Consider the following 17903-nt stretch of genomic DNA (forward strand, 5'->3'; position numbering starts at 1 on the left):
TTATTCTTCTCCTTTCAACACCGGAACACTTATATGATATTTTACGGCGATTATACGTGCGAGGAACACGCTCAACGCCGATACGAACTGTATCATCGCCGCCGACATAGAAGTTTGCATACATATATAATATATCAAACCGCCAAAGACACAAGCCAACGCATAAATATCTTTCCGGAATATCAAAGGCTCCTCATTAATCAATATATCCCTCATCATACCGCCAAACGAGCCGGTTATAGTTCCCATCACGATCGCCACCCACATGGGAAACCCGAAATCCAAGGTCTTGGCGATACCTACCACCACAAACAACCCCAATCCGATAGCATCGAATATAAAAAATGTATTGTTCAAACGGATCACGTATTTTCGGAAAGCGATAACGAACAACAAAGCCAAGGCCGAGACAATCAAATAAGAGGCTTGTTCCATCCAAAAAGGCACCGCATTCAATAAAATATCACGAATCGTACCTCCTCCTACAGCGGTCACGACACCCACCACATAGGCGCCAAACCAATCAAATTGTTTCGCAGAAGCCAATCTTATGCCACTTATGGCAAACGCAAAGGTCCCTGTATAGTCACAAAAGGTGATAAAATCTATCATTTTGTTTTTTTCGCAAAAATACGGAATAGTTCGCAAATAACAGCATTTATAGAAAGAATACCTAACAATAATTTAAACCAAACGAATCCCTTAATGTTTATTATATATAAGTTTGCGGAGTGGTTATAACCGTAACCTATTGATTTTTATTCACAAAAGAGAATTGAGTTAGATGAGGATGAAAAAATGCATGTTGATAGGGTTGATCTGTCTGCTATCCAGCCAATGGATGTGGGGGCAACACTTCCCTCAGATGGATGCCCGCAATTACGTGAGCGACACGGCCCTTTTCATTCCACGCCGCCCTTGGTTGGCAGCAAGCGAGGTATTCGGAATGAACATGGCCGTCTGGACTTTCGACCGTTTCTTAATGAACGAGGATTTCGCGAAGATAAACGGACATACGATTAAGCAAAACTTCAAGACGGGGCCTGTTTGGGACACGGATAAGTTCTCTACCAATCTGGTGGCCCATCCCTATCACGGATCGTTATATTTCAACGCGGCCCGTAGCAATGGACTGAATTTCTGGCAATCCATTCCATTCGCGGCGGGAGGCAGCCTAATGTGGGAATTCTTTATGGAAACGGAACCGCCCTCCATCAATGACATGCTTGCCACCTCTTTCGGCGGTATAGAATTAGGTGAGATTACCTACCGGCTCTCCGACTTATTCATCGACAACCGCTCCCACGGGGCGGAACGTGTGGGACGGGAGATCTTATCCGGTTTGATATCTCCGATGCGGGCGATCAATCGTATCATCACGGGAGAAGCTTGGAGACACAGCAGCTCCAAGGGGCGTGTCTACACCTCGGTTCCCGTAAACTTCATCGTGGGTGTTGGTCCTCGCTTCCTTGCCGAGCAGGAAGGCTCCAAGCATGGCACTACGAGCATGCACGTATCCTTCAGGTTGGATTATGGAGATCCTTTCAATGATGACTTCTATTCGCCCTATGAATGGTTTCAGTTGAAGGCCGGGTTCGATTTCTTTTCGAGCCAGCCGCTCATCAGCCAAGTCAATGCCGTTGGGGCTATCTGGGGGAAACAGGTCTGGAGTAAAGGCCCTCGTAGTCTGGCCGCTGGAATCTTTCAGCATTTCGACTACTATGATTCCGAGTTAAAATCCAATAGTTCCCAAACGGTAGCTCCCTACCGCATATCGGAAGCGGCGGCGGTCGGTGGTGGATTGATCTATTACAAAAGAGGCACGCCGGACAATAAGGTAGATGTTTACGCCGAATTATACGGAACAGGAGTCGCCTTGGGCGCAAGCATCTCCGATTACCTCCGGCTGGAAGAGAGAGATTATAATCTGGGAAGCGGTTATAGCGTGAAAGCGTTTACCGGATTGGCCTACGATAAACGCTGGGCGTTCTTGATCGATTTGGAGAACTACCATATCTTCACATGGAAAGGATACGAGCCGGATATAGACTGGAATGCGGTGGACCCTACAAAGTTAAACGTACAAGGCGATGCCGGCAACGCACGTTTAACGGTATTTTCCACCACCTTAGCCTATATGTCCAAGCATAAATGGAATATTGCGTTGCGAAATCGTTATTTCTCCCGCCGTACCCATTATAAGTATCATAAAGATATAGATAGCTCCACGTATGATATTATGCTGACGCTTGGGTGGAGGATTTAATTCTTCCGCTCAAGCTCACGCAGATTCTCCATCTTCTTGCGCTGCATAAACTCATAGATGCCTTCCAAATGCTCCGTCACTTTTTGGTTTCCGAACTCATAGACCTTAGAGACCAGCCCATCCAAGAAATCACGGTCGTGGGATACGACGATCAACGTCCCGTCAAAGTCAAGCAACGCCTGCTTCAAGATATCCTTCGTCTTCATATCCAGATGGTTTGTCGGCTCATCCAGAATCAGCAAGTTCACAGGCTCCAACAATAGCTTAATCATAGCCAGACGTGTGCGCTCGCCACCGGAAAGCACCTTCACCTTCTTCGCCGAGTTCTCGCCGCCAAACATGAACGCACCCAGCAGATCCTTGATCTTATTACGGATATCGCCTTGCGCCACATCGTCTATCGTCTGGAAAACCGTAAGGTTCTCATCCAGCAGGGAGGCTTGGTTCTGGGCGAAATAACCGATCATCACGTTATGCCCCAGCGTCAACGTCCCCTCATGCTCGATCTCTTTCATGATACACTTCACCAAGGTAGACTTACCCTCGCCATTCTTCCCGACGAAAGCGATCTTATCCCCTCGCTCGATCATCAGATTAGCGTTTCGGAAAACCGTATGATCGCCATACGCTTTCGAGACATTCTCGATCGTCACCGGATAAGAGCCCGAACGGGGCGAAGGCGGGAACTTCAAGCGCAAAGCCGAGGTATCTTCCTCATCCACCTCCAAGATCTCCAGTTTCTCCAGCATCTTCACACGGCTCTGCACCTGCAAGGTCTTGGAGTACGTGCCCTTGAAACGCTCGATGAACTCTCTCGTCTCGGCGATCATCTTCTGTTGCTCGTCATAAGCCTTCTGTTGTTGCTCACGACGTTCCTTCCGCAGTTGCAAGTATTGGCTATAATTTACCTTATAATCGTAAATCCGGCCCATCGTCACCTCGATCGTACGAGTCGTGATATGATCCACGAACGCACGGTCGTGACTGATTACCACCACGGCCTGACCGTTATCGATCAAGAAATCCTCCAACCACTGGATAGACTCGATATCCAAGTGATTCGTCGGCTCGTCCAGCAAAAGGACATCCGGTTTCTTCAACAGTAGTTTCGCCAGCTCGATACGCATACGCCAGCCACCGCTGAATTCACTGGTTTGCCGGTCGAAATCCTCCCGTTTGAAACCAAGCCCCAACAAGGTTTTCTCTATATCGGCGTCGTAATTGATCTCCTCTATGGAATAGAATTTCTCGCTCAAGGTAGAGACCCGCTCGATCAGCTCCATATAACTATCCGACTCATAGTCCGTACGAGTCTCCAGTTGCTTATTCAATTCGGCGATCTCCGCCTCCATCTCGTGCAGATGGGCGAAAGCCTGCGCCGTCTCCTCGAAAACGGTACGGCCATCCTCCGTCATCAAATGCTGCGGCAAATAAGCGATCACGGTATCTTTAGGGGCGGACACTTTTCCACGGCTTGGCTCCCGCACGCCGGCCAATATCTTCAACAAGGTAGATTTACCGGCACCATTCTTACCCATCAAGGCGATACGATCTTTCTCGTTAATCACGAAAGAAACATCCGAGAAAAGGGCGCTTCCACCAAACTCTACTGTTAGTCCGTCAACTGAAATCATATGTTTATTTTAATACATTAATATAAATGAAGCCGCGAAGATAAGAAAAATCCCTTTCATTAGGGATGTACAAGAGATTTCATACGATCTTTCCGGGACAAGACTAGGAAGAAATTGGTTGCCGACGGTGTCGGCAGTATTTCCGACACCGTCAGCAATCTTTCCGACAGCGTCAGCATTATTGCCGACGCCGTCGGCAACCAATTGCATAAGGGACTAATCCCTTAAACTACCTTTAAAAAAAGCAGAAACATCCACATATTTTCCAACAAAACGCTTGTTTTATAAACAGAAACTCCTATCTTTGCACCCGCTAATACAAACAGCTTAAATTAATTATTCAAACATGGCAACAAAAATTAGATTGCAAAGACACGGTCGTAAAGGTTACGCCTTCTACCAAATCGTGATCGCAGACAGCAGGGCTCCACGTGATGGAAGATTTATTGAAAGGATAGGTTCTTATAATCCGAACACTAATCCTGCTACAGTAGATTTGAACTTCGAAAGAGCTTTGTATTGGTTACAAGTAGGTGCTCAACCTACAGACACAACTCGTAACATTCTTTCTCGCGAAGGCGTTTGCTTGAAAAAGCATTTATTGGAAGGTGTTAAGAAGGGTGCGTTCGACGAAGCCGCAGCTGAGGAGAAATTCCAAGCTTGGTTGAAGAACAAACAAGCTTCCGTACAAGCTATCAAAGAAAAAGACAGCGAAGCAGCTAGAGCAGAAGCTAAAGCACGTCTTGAGGCTGAGAAGGAAGCGAATAAGGCAAAAGCAGAAATCGTAGCTAAAAAGAAAGCAGAATTGGCAGCAGCTGAAGCTGCTAAGCAAGCTGAGGAAGCAGCCGCAGCGGCTCCCGCTGAAGAAGCTCCGGCAACTGAAAGCGCTGAATAATTCGTGCGATGCCAAAATAAAAAAGAGGACATTTTTCAATGCCCTCTTTTTTTATGCCTTTTCCACCAGCTACCGGATCTTCCTAATGCGTATAATCGATCAGCCGGATGCCATTGCCTAAATCGTTCTGGATAACATCCTTCATCCTTTTGGCGAAAGGACAGGCATAACCTATCGGCGTCCCTTTTTGGATACAGGAAGCAAAAGCGATACTATCCGCCCCTCTATTCACCAACTCCCTCGCCCTTAATACGGCCTTTTTTCCGGGACAACCTCCGCAATTGATAAACCCGATGATCTCAATATCTTCCTCTACACCCTCAAAGGCTCCCTTTTTCTCACGGATCATCCTAAAATCAGTAGTACCGGGGCAAAAATCCTCTGTTTGCATACATCTGATAATTCCTACTTTCATAAAGTATCCCTCCCAATTAAAAAAGCCGTAAAATCTAAAATTCTACGGCTTTCCGATCTATAAATGATGATTAACTAAGTCGTGTTACTTCTTCTTCAACAAGAAAGTATCGATCTGTTTCACAAACTCCTCACGGGGAAGAGCTCCCATCGATATCTGAGGCTGTCCTTCCTTAGGGATAAACAAGAACGTAGGAATACTTTGTATACCGAAAGCGGCAGCCAACTCCTTTTCCTTATCCACATTTACCTTATAAACTACGATATCATTCTTATACAGGATAGCCAAATCCCTTAAAATAGGAGCCACTTGCTTGCAGGGACCACACCAGTCCGCATAAAAATCGATGATACAAGGCTTATCACCTTCATATACCCATTTCGTTGCGTTCTTCTCGTAATTGAATACCTTTTGCAAGAACTCTGCCTTGTTCAAAGTAACGACCTCTCCCTTGGAGGCGGTACCAGCCTCACTTGATTTATCTGATTTAGCGGACATCGAGCAGCTTACTAATAGCAGCACAACCGAAACCAGCCATAAACTTTTCAACTTTCTCATATAGAAACCTTTTACTTGATTGATAAATTATTTGCTACAAAAATAGCAATAAAAAGGGGATTCCCACACATTCTATTCTTAAAAGAAAAGAATAAACAAAAAGAAAAAAAGCGCATAAGACTCTTGTATATTCCAAAAGAATGACTACCTTTGCAAAGCAATTAAACGAAACGTTTGATCGCAAAACATATTGGAAAGATGGCAGAGTGGTCGATTGCGGCGGTCTTGAAAACCGTTGAACCGAGAGGTTCCCGGGGTTCGAATCCCTGTCTTTCCGCAGAACCTACTGAACAAAACAAGAGAGTAAGTGGACAAAAACCTACAAATCGCTGATTTGTAGGTTTTTTATTGCCTATAAGTCTTGTGTCCAATGCCTTATCAGAAGAAAATTCGGCTCACCTGATAATCAGTGGGGGTATCTTCAGGCTCATCTATATTTCAGCCGGCAACCTAAGACAAGTCGACCTACAGAAATATAGAAGTCGGCCAACAGATGAGATCATGGGATAACCATTACCATATAAATCGCTGTCTTATATCCTGTTAATCAACAGGCCAACTCACTTGAGAAAGGCTTCCCAAGTGAATAACTAACCACTTCCAGACTCGTAAGCTTACGGCTACCCCCAGCCGTAAGTTATTCACCTGACAAGGCATAAATTATACATTAACCGTCTCTTCCCCGATGGTTATCGGGAAATGGCAGAGGAACTATAGATACAAGTGGCCCATTTGTCTTTTTGACAACTTGTAATCTGAAGTCCCGGAGAATCGATTATTCCGTACCTAAGTGAGTCTCGCTTCCCAATTCGAGAGAAAAAAACAGCAATTCTCTATTTGATAGCTGTTTGCTGAAAAACGGCCTTTCGTTCCAGTCGAAATAATTCACCCTAGTTCATGTTTTACGGTCGTTAGGCGGTAATAATGCCCAACGCTACCGCATCTGAGGGCCGATGCCTATATATGTGTAGGCTTACGCCACTATATGTGTAGCTTGACGCGACTATATGTGTGGGTTGACACTGCTATATGTGTGAGTTGATACAGCTATATGTGTAGGTTGATACGTATATATTCGTTAAAAAGCGACGTTTATCGTGTTAAAAAGCGGTTGTGGCAGCTTGTTCGCGCTCCCCGTTTACGCTCGTTGGCTTTTATAGCCAGAGAGCCGTGTCGTGAAAAAGAAGGCATTTCAATCAAAAAGATACCATTCATCGCGTTAAGCTGACATCCGCGATTCTTGTTTTATCCCTTTGAATTAACTCTGTTCCCAATAAATATCGGGTGAGCCAAGTAATCGCATCCAGACATTGCATCTCTATGTAAATTCGCAAGCGAAACTCTTGCATAATCAAAAAAAATCAATACCTTTGCACCCGGTTTCAACAAGACCTTGGAGAGATGCTCGAGTGGTTGAAGAGGCACGCCTGGAAAGCGTGTAAACCCCTAAAGGGTTTCGCGGGTTCGAATCCCGCTCTCTCCGCAGAACTAACCAGATAATGAACAGTCAAGTCCCACAAATCCAACGATTTGTGGGACTTTTTAGATTTTTTGTTACCTACACTAAATCTTCTTGTTTGATCGAATAACACTTAGTGTTTGTAAGATGACAGACAATATTATTACCCCTAGCCCTATATAAAAAGCGGCGTTCAACTCTTTAGCCTCACTAAAAAGAAGCATAGCCAAGATAATGCTATAAATAGGTTCCAGATTATAACTCAAGTTTATCGTGAACGCAGAGATCTTTTTCAGGACTTGTATCTGAAGTAAATACAAACCAATCGTACAAACAGAAGCTAAAAGCAATAAATAAGTAAAATCTAATAGCCCGGGAACAATCGTCGATACAGGAAAATATCGCAAATAGAACGGTAAAATACAGGAAAGCCCGATAAAGCCACCTACCATTTCATACAAGAGCATGGTACTTGTTGAATAATTATTTCCGATCTTCTTATTCGTGATCGTGAACAAAGCCGCTAAAGCGGATGATATAATACCCAAACCTATTCCTAAACGATAGCGAGTATCGAAATGGAAAATCAGTACCACCCCGAATAAAGTCAACAAACTAAAAACAACCTCCTTGAAAGACACTCTATGACAATTAATCAATGGCTCTAGAAAAGCCGTAAAGAAACCTACCAGAGAAAAACAAACCACTCCAATAGACACATTCGAAGCCTTTATACTTCCATAAAAGAAAACCCAATGCAATCCCAGCAATAACCCTACTCCCCCTATTCTCAAGGCATCCCCGAAAGAAATTCGATTCAATCTTTTGCTGACGGATAAAACGAGTAAAAACAACAAAGACGCAAGCATCATACGATACCAGACCAATAGGGCTTCATTCAAGCTAATCAATTTTCCAAATATGCCCGTCGCACCTGCCAAAATAATAGATATATGCAGTTTTATAAATGCGTCTTTCACTATGTCACTATTCTATTTAATTATGGACAAATGTACAAAGGAAATATAAGCTATCGAATTCAAACTTGATAAATACTCCGTTTTTTACCCTAATGGTAACTTTTTTCTAAATAGAGAAGCCTACTTTTGTGCCGCAAAAATAAAAAGAAAAGAAACTGATGATGCAAGACAGTATTGATTTTGGAACAATGAACATTCCGAAGTTGTTCCGTATGATGTTTATCCCTACCTTATTAGGTATGATCCTTTCCGCCACTATTAATATCGCCGATGGAATATTCGTAGGAAGAGGCGTAGGAAATGACGCCTTGGCTGCGGTAAATATCGTGGCTCCTTTTTTCATGTTAGCAACCGGAATCGGGCTTATGTTCGGAGTAGGCGCATCTATCGTCGCCTCGATCCACCTTTCACACCAGAAAGTCAAGGTAGCGAATATTAATATCACGCAAGCGCTTTCGGTCTCATTATGTATTATGTTATCGCTTTCCTTGTTAGTGATGACATTCCGTACTGAGGTCGCTCTTTTATTGGGTAGTTCCGAACAATTATTGCCCTCCGTATTGGAATATATGAACTGGATCGTCCCGTTCCTTGCCTTTTACATGTTATTGAATATCGGGTTATTCATTATCCGGTTAGACGGATCACCTACATACGCCATGTTATGCAGCGCTATCCCGGCCCTGATAAACCTAACATTAGACTATATTTTCGTTTTCCCATTGCATTGGGGATTAATGGGAGCCGCTTTAGCTTCCGCTATTTCCGTAATCGTAGGAAGTATTATGATCGTGGTTTATATCGTAGGTTTTTCTAAAGTATTACATCTTTACCGCCCTAAATTCTCGCTTAAAAGTATCTTATTGACAATCCGCAATATCGGATACATGGTAAAGCTTGGTTCTTCCGCGTTCTTAACTGAGGCAGCTATCGCTTGTATGATGCTGGTGGGTAATTATATATTCATGAGATACCTTGGGGAAGACGGGGTTGCCGCCTATAGTGTAGCCTGTTATTGCTTTCCTATCGTATTCATGGTGAACAATGCGATCGCCCAGTCTACCCAGCCGATCATAAGCTACAACTATGGCATACAGCAGTGGAAAAGAGTACGGCAGGCGTTTAAGTTAGCCCTGCTATGCGCTGTCGTGTGCGGAGGACTCGCCTGCGTGGGTACTATTTTATTCTGCCCGGAAGTCTCCTCCTTATTTCTCGGTAATCATGGCAACGCTTACGAGATAGCGGTCTCCGGCATTCCCTATTTTTCTTTGGGATATGTCTTTTTCGCTCTCAATATCGTTTGTATCGGGTACTACCAGAGCATAGAACGTTTCAAACCCGCTACGCTATTCACTATTCTACGAGGAATCGTGATTATCACCCTAAGTTTCATGTACCTACCTGTTGTCTGCGGAATTAAAGGTATTTGGCTGGCCGTACCTTTGTCGGAATTAATTACTTTTGTAATCATAGTGGTATACTATCTATTGAAACGTAGAAGAGCATGAAAGAGGAAGTTCGCCAGAAAGTGATGGAACGGTTTTCAATCTCTGAGCAGGCCATGCAGTTATTGCTGGAAAGCGCAGAGATGATGTCGTTTGTCCCCAAAGATATAATCGTACATGAAGGTGAGATAAACACGAATATGTATATCTTATCCAAGGGAATCTGGCGGGCTTATACATTTAAAGATGGGACGGAAGATACCTTTTGGTTCGCCGTGGAGAGCGAGATCGCACTCCCGGTATGGGGATATACTTCCGGCTCTCCTTCTCTTTATACCATAGAAGCCGTTACGGAAAGCGAGGCGTATTGCCTATCCAAACAGAAACTAGAAATCCTATTTCAATCCTCCGTGCAATTAGCAAATATCGGAAGAAGGATTCTAGAGAATTTTATGCTTGAGATCGAGACTTCATGGTTAAGTTCTTACAAACGAACCGCCATTGAACGTTACGCCATTCTATTGGACAAGCAGCCCGAAATCATCCAATCCGTCCCCCTAAAATATATAGCTTCTTATCTAGGTGTCACGGCTCAATCCTTAAGTAGAATCCGGGCGAAATTAACTAGTTCTTTAACCTTTATCGTGTAAAGCCTCTTCATTTTTATAACGCATCGATAACCAACCTCTGACTTTTCATAAAGTCAATACGTTAAATCCGTAAATAACGATCAATAATCTCATAATAACTTTCTATCGCATTAGCGGATCGGAGCAAGTTCATATCGAAAGTCACTCTATTATACAAGTGATTTCCTATGATCTGATCCCAACTTACAGGAAATTTGCGCAACCTCATCAATCGTAAAAGCGACCTCCCCACGAAGCCTGCGGTACACCGCCTCTCTCCCGATACATAAAGTATCCGTCAAGAAATTAGCAAGATTTTGTCCGGGAGGAAGCCTATCTTTCATTGCGGTTATCAATTCATTTACAATACTATCTTTCATTGCCTTATACCTTATTTCCAACTATTAATATTCCTTGATACATTTGGCAAATGTAAAACATGTAAACGATAGTTTTGTACGATAAAGCAAGCCTATGAGAATTGTTCCTTTTCTAATTAAAGCAAACACAGACAGAAAAAGATAGAAAACGAAATTAAACTAAAAAAGCACCTATAAATTTCGAATCGCGCAATCGGAATATCTAGGTTGTTTCATTTATCGAAACAGGTTCAAACCCTAAAGCGTATTTATAATCTCCCTTTGTCTATTGAAAAACTGGATACGTTGCATCTCTCCACTCTCGGAGATCATGGTAGAGAACTTTTTTAAAGATTGAATCCAGTCTTTCAAGCTATTAAACATCTCAGTATCCTGTGTCGTAATAGAATTTATCGAGTAAACCCGTATCATACTTAACTGCAAAGAACTTGTTTCCAGATAACTATACGTAGCCTCAAAGTTAATATGCGATACATAAATTCGTACACTATTGCCAGCCTCGGTCTTTCCTCTCATGGCAAGTTCTTCCAATTCATCCACCAACACTAATAACTCCTCTTTGATACGTTGTATATCCTCACAGGAAATAAGATGGATATCGGAGAAATATTTAATGTCATTGACCAAATGATGGAAGATCATATTATCCCAAATATAATCCGTAGAATGGATATACTGTGTCAACGATACAAATTCTCTTTGGGTATCAACCAGTTTTTCCGGTATCTTCAGATTCTCAAAATGATTGCATTGGATATGCTTATTCTGATACATCCACTTAAATAAACGAAACTTTGACAAAAGGTCATGCTTCAAATAAAGGGTCTGAGGAATAGTATTGGAAGAGGTACCCAAAGCCGTAGTAGGATCATCCTGAAAGGCCCTAAAGATCTTCACATATCTAGACAAGATCGTAAAATAAGCATTAAAAGGATCATCGTGATCTACCACATTCAAGTCGAACACGGCATTGGCACCAAAACTAACCCCTACTATTTTATCCAATGACACACCCAATTTCCTTGAGATAAGAGCAGCCTCTTCCAAGGTGAAAGGAACCTCGCCACGTAAGCGCCTATAAATGGCTTCTCTGCCAATATAAAGGGTATCCATCAACAGATTCGCCAAATTTGTCTTAGGGGGAAGTTTTTCTTTTAAAGCTTCAATCAAGCCTGTATTTAATTCATTTATCATCATAACCATGTCGAATGAAAAATCATCTACTCTAGTAACATATATAGAGAGGGAGTTGTTTCGAGAACAAGTACATTCGTAGATGGATTTTCAAAGCACGTAGCTTTTCAGCTTATTCATATCAACTATTTTCCCTTCCCGGGAAATAGCCCCTTCCTCTATCATTTCCGAGAAACTACGGGCCAATGAAGGACGAGCCACTCCAAAATATTCCGAAAGCTCTGTTTGATTACGATCCTGCTTATAATGATCCCCTTGAATACGTTTAAGTATATAGTAAGCCAGTTTACCTTTAATGGTCTTAATCGATAATAATTGAAGACGTTCAGAAAGAAATTGTGTTCGGTTGGCGTTAAAAGCCATATAGCTTTGAAGAAAATGCTCGTTTGTCGCCAGCAAACGCATCACCGCACTCTTAGGTATTAAAATAATCTCGCATTCCTCCAAGGCGATAACATCTACCGGGAAGCGATTATTTTCCGCAAACAAAAATGCGGAGGCCAAAGGAGTAGGCGCCGATAAAGTCTCCACTTCCAGAATTGTCCCGCTTTCGGTGATCATCTCAGTCTTTACCCGTCCTTTACTCAATAGATAAAGCGAAGATAAGGCATCTCCCTGACGAGCCACCCAGTCACCTTTCTTAAACGACCTTGTCGAATAATCCAACGAACTGAAAAGAGCGGTTTGCTCTTCCTCAGACAATTTTCCGCAAATAGGACACAAACTCAGATTCATAAAACTTCCTTTTGCGGATAAAGATAAAGAAAATAATCAAAGAGTGTAACAACTGTTACAGATTAAACGACCTTCTCCCCCCTACATTCGCGATAAACTTTAAAAATAAAAGCTATGTTCTGTTATCAATGTCAAGAAACCGCCCAAGGAAAGGGCTGCACATTAAAAGGTGTATGTGGTAAGACCGCCGAAGTGGCCGGATTACAAGATTTACTGATGTACTTAATGAAGGGAATCTCCAAATTAACAACGACTTTACGCAAACAAGGCGTGGAATCATCCACGGCCAATAAGTTTATCGTAGACGGACTTTTCATGACCATCACAAACGCCAATTTCGATTCATCCAGGTTCGTCTCAAAGATCAAGGAAGCCTATCAGCTACGGGAGAACCTTCTCAACGAATTGCATCGACTGGGAATCCATCTTTCCTTAACCTGCGACTGTCTGACTTGGAAATCGGATAAAGTAGAGGAAATGGAGGTCAAAGCGAAAGAAGTAGGTATTCTTGCCACAGAAAACGAGGATATCCGTTCTCTATGCGAATTACTCACTTATGGGGTTAAAGGTATGGCCGCCTACGTGGAGCACGCTTACAACCTAGGTTTCGAGGATACCAGCCTCTATGCCTTTATGCAAGATGCCTTGGTAGCGACGACTCGATCAGACCTGACTGTCGCCGATTTAACCCAATGGGTACTTACCTGCGGCGAATACGGAGTAAAAGCCATGGCCTTATTAGATAAAGCGAATACTTCCACCTATGGCAACCCGGAAATTACGAAAGTGAATATCGGCGTAGGAAAGAACCCGGGTATACTTATCAGTGGGCACGACTTGAGAGACATTCAAGACTTGCTGGAACAAACCGAAGGTACAGGCATAGATGTCTATACACATAGCGAGATGCTTCCCGCACATTATTACCCGGCTTTCAAGAAGTATAAGCATTTTGTAGGAAACTACGGTAGCGCCTGGTGGAAACAAACATCCGATTTCGAGACATTCAATGGAGTTATCCTGTTTACGACCAACTGCCTTGTCCCTCCCCGTTCTTCCGCCACTTATGCCGATCGGGTCTATACGACCGGCTCTACCGGGTTCGAAGGATTCCCACATATCGCCGATCGTAAGCCCGGAGGCTCTAAGGATTTCTCTGCGTTAATCGAACACGCAAAGAAATGCGCCCCTCCAACGGAAATCGAACATGGGGAAATCATCGGTGGATTCGCTCATGAGCAGGTATTCCAATTAGCCGACAAGGTTATCGATGCCGTAAAATCAGGAGCGATACGTAAATTCTTTGTCATGGCAGGTTGCGACGGAAGAATGAAGAGCCGTAGCTACTATACCGAATTCGCCGAGAAATTACCGAAAGATACCGTCATATTAACCGCCGGTTGTGCCAAATATCGTTACAACAAACTGCCTTTGGGGGAGATCAGAGGTATTCCACGGGTATTAGATGCCGGACAATGTAATGACAGTTACTCATTGGTGATGATCGCCCTCAAGTTAAAAGAGATCTTCGGGCTGGATGATGTCAATGAATTACCTATCGCATACAATATCGCATGGTACGAGCAAAAAGCGGTAATCGTATTACTCGCCCTACTCTACCTAGGCGTAAAAAACATTCACTTAGGACCGACATTGCCAGCGTTCTTGTCGCCGAATGTAGCCAAAGTATTGGTCGATAATTTCGGGATCGCCGGAATAGGTAGTGTAGACGAAGACATGGAACTATTTCTAGGAAAGTAAAATAAACCTTTACCGATCCGCTCTTGTTTTCCTATCACATTTTAATCGATTCAAGATGAATAAGGAACAACAAAAAAGAGTAGCCGCCATTCATGACCTATCGGGATTCGGCAAATGTTCATTGACAGTTGCCCTCCCGATCCTCTCGGCGGCAGGAATAGAGACAAGCGCCTTACCTACGGCCATACTTTCTACACACACAGGAGGTATTCTCGGCTATACATATAGAGACTTGACGGAAGATATGCGTCCGTTCATGAAGCATTGGAAAGAATTAGATATCCGTTTCGACGCCGTCTACAGCGGCTTTCTTGGATCTTTCGAGCAATTAGATATCGTAAAAGAGTTCTTCTCCCTTTTCAAGCGGGAAGATAACCTGATTCTAGTCGATCCTGTCATGGGCGATAACGGAGAACTGTACAAGATCTTCACCCCTAAATTTGCGAAAGGAATGAGATCCCTTTGTGAAAGAGCGGATATTATCGTGCCGAACCTGACGGAGGCCGCATTATTGTTGGGCGAACCCTACCAAGCAGGTCCCTATACCAAAGCTTATATCGATGGTATTTTACATAAGCTAAGTCAGCTAGGCCCTAAGCAAGTTGTCTTGACCGGTGTCTATTTCGACGAGAAAGAACTGGGAGCCGCCACTTTCGATATGGAACGAAATGCGACAGAGTATGTTTTAACAGAGAAAATACCCGGTTATTATCATGGTACGGGAGATGTTTTCGCAAGTGCTTTACTGTCCGGTTTGTTAAATAATTTCAACTTGGAGAGATCTGCGGAAATAGCCGTTCGCTTCACGGCAGAAAGTATTCTTCGAACATTCAAGGCGCAAACGGATTATCGCTTTGGCGTGAACTTCGAACAATCCATTCCGGATTTACTAAAAGAACTGAAACTGATATAAATGAGAGCCTTTTTTTTCTCATATTTGCAAATAAAAGGAATATAATAGTATGGCTAAATTAAGAATAGCGTTTTCTGGTATCGGTGCGGTGGGTGGTTATTACGGAGGTATGGTCGCCGCCCGCTATCAAGGAACAATAAAAGCAGATATCTTTTTTATCGCCCGTGGAGAAAATCTAAAGGCTATCCGTGAAAAAGGTTTACAAATGCAACTAGGCATCCGGACAATCCATACGGCTCCGGCACTAGCCACCGATAATCCCGCCGAGATAGGGCCGGTAGACTACCTTTTCTGTTGTACAAAAAGTTACGATCTAGAAGAAAACATCCAGCAGCTAAAGCCTGTTATCGGACCTAAGACCGTTATCATCCCCTTGCTAAACGGATTGGATATCGAAGAACGAATCCATAATATACTACCCGGACAAGAGGTCTGGAAAGGATGTGTTTATATCGGTTCCCGCTTGACAGAGCCGGGTGTTGTCGAGAAATTCTCCTTGAAGGAACGTATTTTCTTCGGCAACAAAGATGCAAACAAAGATAAGCAAACCGAGTTGCTTAAATTACTTATGTATGCCCGGTTAAACGCTTTTAATCCAGCGGATATAGACCTACACATCTGGAAGAAATTCTTCATGATCTCTACGGCGGCTACGGCTACGAGTTTCTTCAACCAGCCCATTGATGAAGTACTAGCCCAACATATTGATCTATTCATCGCTTTGGGTACGGAATTAAAAAGCGTAGCGGAGGCTATGGGAGTCAGTTTACCCGATGACATCGTCTATACTTCCATCGAGACGCAAAAGATGATGCCGGCCGGCTCCACGACTTCCATGCATAGTGATTTTCTCGCCGGGAAAAAAACAGAGTTGGAAACATTGACCGGATATGTTATTCGTCAAGCGGAGAAGCTCGGCGTTGATGTCCCTACTTATCGATTTATGTATAACGGATTGTCTTTTTATCCCTATCCGAAAAATCAGTAATATCATACATTATGGAAGATCTAATAAACGGGCGTTGCGGTTGGTGCGGAACTGACGAGTTGTATATGGCGTACCACGATCAAGAGTGGGGAAAGTTGGTGACTGACGATAAAACACTGTTCGAGTTTCTTGTATTGGAAAGCTCTCAAGCCGGATTGAGTTGGATAACAATCCTTCGGAAGCGTGAGGGATATCGTAAGGCTTTTTGTGACTTCGACACCGAACGGGTAGCGCAAATGACCGATGAGGATGTTGAACGGTTGATGCGGTTTGAGGGTATCGTGAAAAACCGCCAGAAAATCAAATCCACAATCACAAACGCAAGGCTGTTCCTCGCCATACAAAAGGAGTTCGGCAGCTTTTACAATTACACCCTGTCATTCTTTCCCGACAGAAAACCGATTATCAACACATTCCGGTCATTGAGCGAGATCCCTGTCACGTCGCCTGAATCCGAAGCCATGAGCAAGGACATGAAGAAGAGGGGCTTCAAATTCTTCGGACCTACAATTTGTTACGCCCACCTACAGGCTTCGGGATTTATCAATGATCATCTGATAGACTGCGTTTGCAGGAAAGGATAATAAAAAGGGGATGTGTCAAAAGTCCGGTTTATTAGATTTGACACACCCCCTCATTATTATTTAGCGCATCGATCTTATTGACCGATATAAGTCTCCATGAACTTAGCGCCCGGAGCCGGAGAGATGGTTATTACCTCCGTGTCCGCAGGGATCAAGACAGTTTGACCTTGGTGTACAAAGATCTCGTTTCCTTTATTATCACGGATGGAAGCCTTGCCTGCCATACAGATATAAACGACAAAAGAATCCAGTTCCGAGAAATTACGAACCATAATCGTATCCAGATCCAAAAGGTTTGTCGTGAAATACTTACAGTCCGCCAACTCTACCGTGGCATTCGTATGACCTTTGTAGTGAGTACGGTAATCCGGATACAACGTATAATCGATCGCGTCTTTCGCCAATTCCGTATGCAGCTCACGGCCATTACCGTTCGCGTCTTTACGGTTGTAATCGTAAATACGATACGTGATATTACTAGTCTGCTGGATCTCTGCGATAAAACAACCCGCTCCGATCGCATGCACACGTCCCGCCGGCAAGAAAAATACATCACCTTCATTTACGTCGTAACGTTGAAGCACATCCATGATCGTATTGTTCTCCACCCGTTTCACGTATTCCTCTGCGTCGATTTGCTCAGAGAAACCGGAATATAGGCCAGCGCCTTTCTCCGCCTTGATCACATACCACATCTCCGTCTTACCGAAAGAGTTGTGGCGCTTTTTCGCCAGCTCATCGTCCGGGTGAACTTGAATAGATAAATTATCACGGGCATCGATAAACTTGATTAGCAACGGGAAAGTCGTCCCGAATCTCTCCATCACCTTCTCTCCCAGCAACTCCTTGCCATAAGAGCGGATCAACTCATCCAAAGACTTGCCTTCCAACTCGCCATTATCGACAATAGAATAATTTCCCTCAACATGAGAAAGCTCCCAGCTCTCGCCTACACCATTCTCAACCGGAGTAATACCCTTAAACGGGCAGATATCTGAACCGCCCCAAATCACCTTCTTGAGGATCGGCTTAAATGTAAATGGATATAACATAACGTGTTTTGTGTA

16 protein-coding genes, 2 tRNA genes and 1 pseudogene are annotated in these 17903 nt (G+C 43.5%); 10 read left to right on the forward strand and 9 right to left on the reverse strand.

All coding sequences use genetic code 11. From position 1 onward, the window contains the following. Complete coding sequence (locus CI959_RS20265; RefSeq protein WP_005858164.1) at nt 1–612, reverse strand: trimeric intracellular cation channel family protein; 612 nt, start codon at nt 610–612, stop codon at nt 1–3. Between the two features lie 172 nt (nt 613–784). Here CI959_RS20265 and CI959_RS20270 point away from each other — a divergent pair, with 172 nt between their 5' ends. Further along, nucleotides 785–2266 carry a DUF3943 domain-containing protein gene (locus CI959_RS20270; protein ID WP_005858165.1) on the forward strand — a complete coding sequence of 494 codons (1482 nt, stop codon included), beginning with the start codon at nt 785–787 and terminating at the stop codon, nt 2264–2266. On the opposite strand, the gene CI959_RS20275 is transcribed toward CI959_RS20270, so the two are convergent. Further along, entirely contained in the window at nt 2263–3900 is a 1638-nt protein-coding gene (locus CI959_RS20275) for an ABC-F family ATP-binding cassette domain-containing protein (protein WP_009274918.1), read from the reverse strand. The two genes, CI959_RS20270 and CI959_RS20275, sit on opposite strands and share 4 nt — an antisense overlap. Before the next feature lie 346 nt (nt 3901–4246). Between CI959_RS20275 and CI959_RS20285 the strand changes: the two genes are divergently transcribed. Further along, a complete protein-coding gene (locus CI959_RS20285) occupies nt 4247–4795 on the forward strand; it encodes a 30S ribosomal protein S16 (protein WP_005858168.1) in 549 nt (182 codons plus the stop codon). Nucleotides 4796–4877: 82 nt separating this feature from the next. On the opposite strand, the gene CI959_RS20290 is transcribed toward CI959_RS20285, so the two are convergent. Both CI959_RS20290 and trxA read right to left on the reverse strand, forming a co-directional pair. After that, nucleotides 4878–5210 carry a CGGC domain-containing protein gene (locus CI959_RS20290; RefSeq protein WP_057317005.1) on the reverse strand — a complete coding sequence of 111 codons (333 nt, stop codon included), beginning with the start codon at nt 5208–5210 and terminating at the stop codon, nt 4878–4880. An 84-nt stretch (nt 5211–5294) separates the two neighbouring features. Next, the gene (trxA, locus tag CI959_RS20295) at nt 5295–5768 is read right to left on the reverse strand and encodes a thioredoxin (protein WP_005858169.1); all 474 of its coding nucleotides are present in this window, start codon (nt 5766–5768) and stop codon (nt 5295–5297) included. A 192-nt stretch (nt 5769–5960) separates the two neighbouring features. Here trxA and CI959_RS20300 point away from each other — a divergent pair. Together CI959_RS20300 and CI959_RS20305 are read left to right on the forward strand one after the other, a co-directional pair. Beyond that, nucleotides 5961–6045, forward strand: a tRNA-Ser gene (locus CI959_RS20300). A gap of 1118 nt (nt 6046–7163) precedes the next feature. Further along, nucleotides 7164–7251 (forward strand) — tRNA-Ser (locus CI959_RS20305). Nucleotides 7252–7331: 80 nt separating this feature from the next. Here the strand turns inward: CI959_RS20305 and CI959_RS20310 are convergent. Beyond that, complete coding sequence (locus CI959_RS20310; RefSeq protein ID WP_022192722.1) at nt 7332–8207, reverse strand: DMT family transporter; 876 nt, start codon at nt 8205–8207, stop codon at nt 7332–7334. A gap of 158 nt (nt 8208–8365) precedes the next feature. Between CI959_RS20310 and CI959_RS20315 the strand changes: the two genes are divergently transcribed. Beyond that, nucleotides 8366–9715 carry an MATE family efflux transporter gene (locus CI959_RS20315; RefSeq protein WP_057317004.1) on the forward strand — a complete coding sequence of 450 codons (1350 nt, stop codon included), beginning with the start codon at nt 8366–8368 and terminating at the stop codon, nt 9713–9715. Beyond that, on the forward strand, nt 9712–10302 hold the full coding sequence (locus tag CI959_RS20320; RefSeq protein WP_057317003.1) for a Crp/Fnr family transcriptional regulator: 591 nt from the start codon (nt 9712–9714) through the stop codon (nt 10300–10302). The genes CI959_RS20315 and CI959_RS20320 overlap by 4 nt, the downstream gene beginning before the upstream one ends. 64 nt (nt 10303–10366) lie before the next feature. On the opposite strand, the pseudogene CI959_RS20325 reads toward CI959_RS20320, so the two are convergent. The 3 genes and pseudogenes from CI959_RS20325 to CI959_RS20335 all read right to left on the reverse strand — a co-directional run. After that, nucleotides 10367–10661 (reverse strand): annotated as a pseudogene (locus tag CI959_RS20325) (hypothetical protein); the annotation flags it as partial. Nucleotides 10662–10898: 237 nt separating this feature from the next. Then, nucleotides 10899–11858 (reverse strand): hypothetical protein, encoded by a 960-nt coding sequence (locus CI959_RS20330; RefSeq protein ID WP_022192725.1) that lies wholly within the window; start codon nt 11856–11858, stop codon nt 10899–10901. Nucleotides 11859–11945: 87 nt separating this feature from the next. Continuing rightward, entirely contained in the window at nt 11946–12590 is a 645-nt protein-coding gene (locus CI959_RS20335) for a Crp/Fnr family transcriptional regulator (protein ID WP_005858175.1), read from the reverse strand. 114 nt (nt 12591–12704) lie between these two features. On the opposite strand from CI959_RS20335, the gene hcp reads away from it, so the two are divergent. Genes hcp through CI959_RS20355 form a run of 4 tightly spaced genes read left to right on the forward strand, consistent with a single transcriptional unit; the run spans nt 12705 to nt 16836 of the window. Then, nucleotides 12705–14351: a hydroxylamine reductase gene (hcp, locus tag CI959_RS20340; RefSeq protein WP_005858176.1), complete on the forward strand. Its 1647-nt coding sequence runs from the start codon at nt 12705–12707 to the stop codon at nt 14349–14351. A 55-nt stretch (nt 14352–14406) separates the two neighbouring features. Further along, nucleotides 14407–15264, forward strand: coding sequence for a pyridoxamine kinase (locus CI959_RS20345; protein ID WP_005858177.1), 858 nt, complete (start codon nt 14407–14409; stop codon nt 15262–15264). Nucleotides 15265–15313: 49 nt separating this feature from the next. Further along, nucleotides 15314–16252, forward strand: coding sequence for a ketopantoate reductase family protein (locus CI959_RS20350; protein WP_057317002.1), 939 nt, complete (start codon nt 15314–15316; stop codon nt 16250–16252). Between the two features lie 11 nt (nt 16253–16263). After that, nucleotides 16264–16836 carry a DNA-3-methyladenine glycosylase I gene (locus CI959_RS20355; RefSeq protein ID WP_005858179.1) on the forward strand — a complete coding sequence of 191 codons (573 nt, stop codon included), beginning with the start codon at nt 16264–16266 and terminating at the stop codon, nt 16834–16836. Between the two features lie 74 nt (nt 16837–16910). On the opposite strand, the gene CI959_RS20360 is transcribed toward CI959_RS20355, so the two are convergent. Continuing rightward, nucleotides 16911–17888: a type I phosphomannose isomerase catalytic subunit gene (locus CI959_RS20360; RefSeq protein ID WP_005858180.1), complete on the reverse strand. Its 978-nt coding sequence runs from the start codon at nt 17886–17888 to the stop codon at nt 16911–16913. Nucleotides 17889–17903: the final 15 nt, after the last annotated feature.

Source organism: Parabacteroides sp. AT13, from assembly GCF_002272965.1.
Classification (GTDB): Bacteria; Bacteroidota; Bacteroidia; order Bacteroidales; family Tannerellaceae; genus Parabacteroides; species Parabacteroides distasonis.

Coding starts and splice junctions, on each gene's coding strand:
- CI959_RS20265 (WP_005858164.1), bottom strand. CDS start 612: ATGATAGATTTTATCACCTTTTGTGACTATACAGGGACCTTTGCGTTT.
- CI959_RS20270 (WP_005858165.1), top strand. CDS start 785: ATGAGGATGAAAAAATGCATGTTGATAGGGTTGATCTGTCTGCTATCC.
- CI959_RS20275 (WP_009274918.1), bottom strand. CDS start 3,900: ATGATTTCAGTTGACGGACTAACAGTAGAGTTTGGTGGAAGCGCCCTT.
- CI959_RS20285 (WP_005858168.1), top strand. CDS start 4,247: ATGGCAACAAAAATTAGATTGCAAAGACACGGTCGTAAAGGTTACGCC.
- CI959_RS20290 (WP_057317005.1), bottom strand. CDS start 5,210: ATGAAAGTAGGAATTATCAGATGTATGCAAACAGAGGATTTTTGCCCC.
- trxA (WP_005858169.1), bottom strand. CDS start 5,768: ATGAGAAAGTTGAAAAGTTTATGGCTGGTTTCGGTTGTGCTGCTATTA.
- CI959_RS20315 (WP_057317004.1), top strand. CDS start 8,366: ATGATGCAAGACAGTATTGATTTTGGAACAATGAACATTCCGAAGTTG.
- CI959_RS20320 (WP_057317003.1), top strand. CDS start 9,712: ATGAAAGAGGAAGTTCGCCAGAAAGTGATGGAACGGTTTTCAATCTCT.
- CI959_RS20330 (WP_022192725.1), bottom strand. CDS start 11,858: ATGATGATAAATGAATTAAATACAGGCTTGATTGAAGCTTTAAAAGAA.
- CI959_RS20335 (WP_005858175.1), bottom strand. CDS start 12,590: ATGAATCTGAGTTTGTGTCCTATTTGCGGAAAATTGTCTGAGGAAGAG.
- hcp (WP_005858176.1), top strand. CDS start 12,705: ATGTTCTGTTATCAATGTCAAGAAACCGCCCAAGGAAAGGGCTGCACA.
- CI959_RS20345 (WP_005858177.1), top strand. CDS start 14,407: ATGAATAAGGAACAACAAAAAAGAGTAGCCGCCATTCATGACCTATCG.
- CI959_RS20350 (WP_057317002.1), top strand. CDS start 15,314: ATGGCTAAATTAAGAATAGCGTTTTCTGGTATCGGTGCGGTGGGTGGT.
- CI959_RS20355 (WP_005858179.1), top strand. CDS start 16,264: ATGGAAGATCTAATAAACGGGCGTTGCGGTTGGTGCGGAACTGACGAG.
- CI959_RS20360 (WP_005858180.1), bottom strand. CDS start 17,888: ATGTTATATCCATTTACATTTAAGCCGATCCTCAAGAAGGTGATTTGG.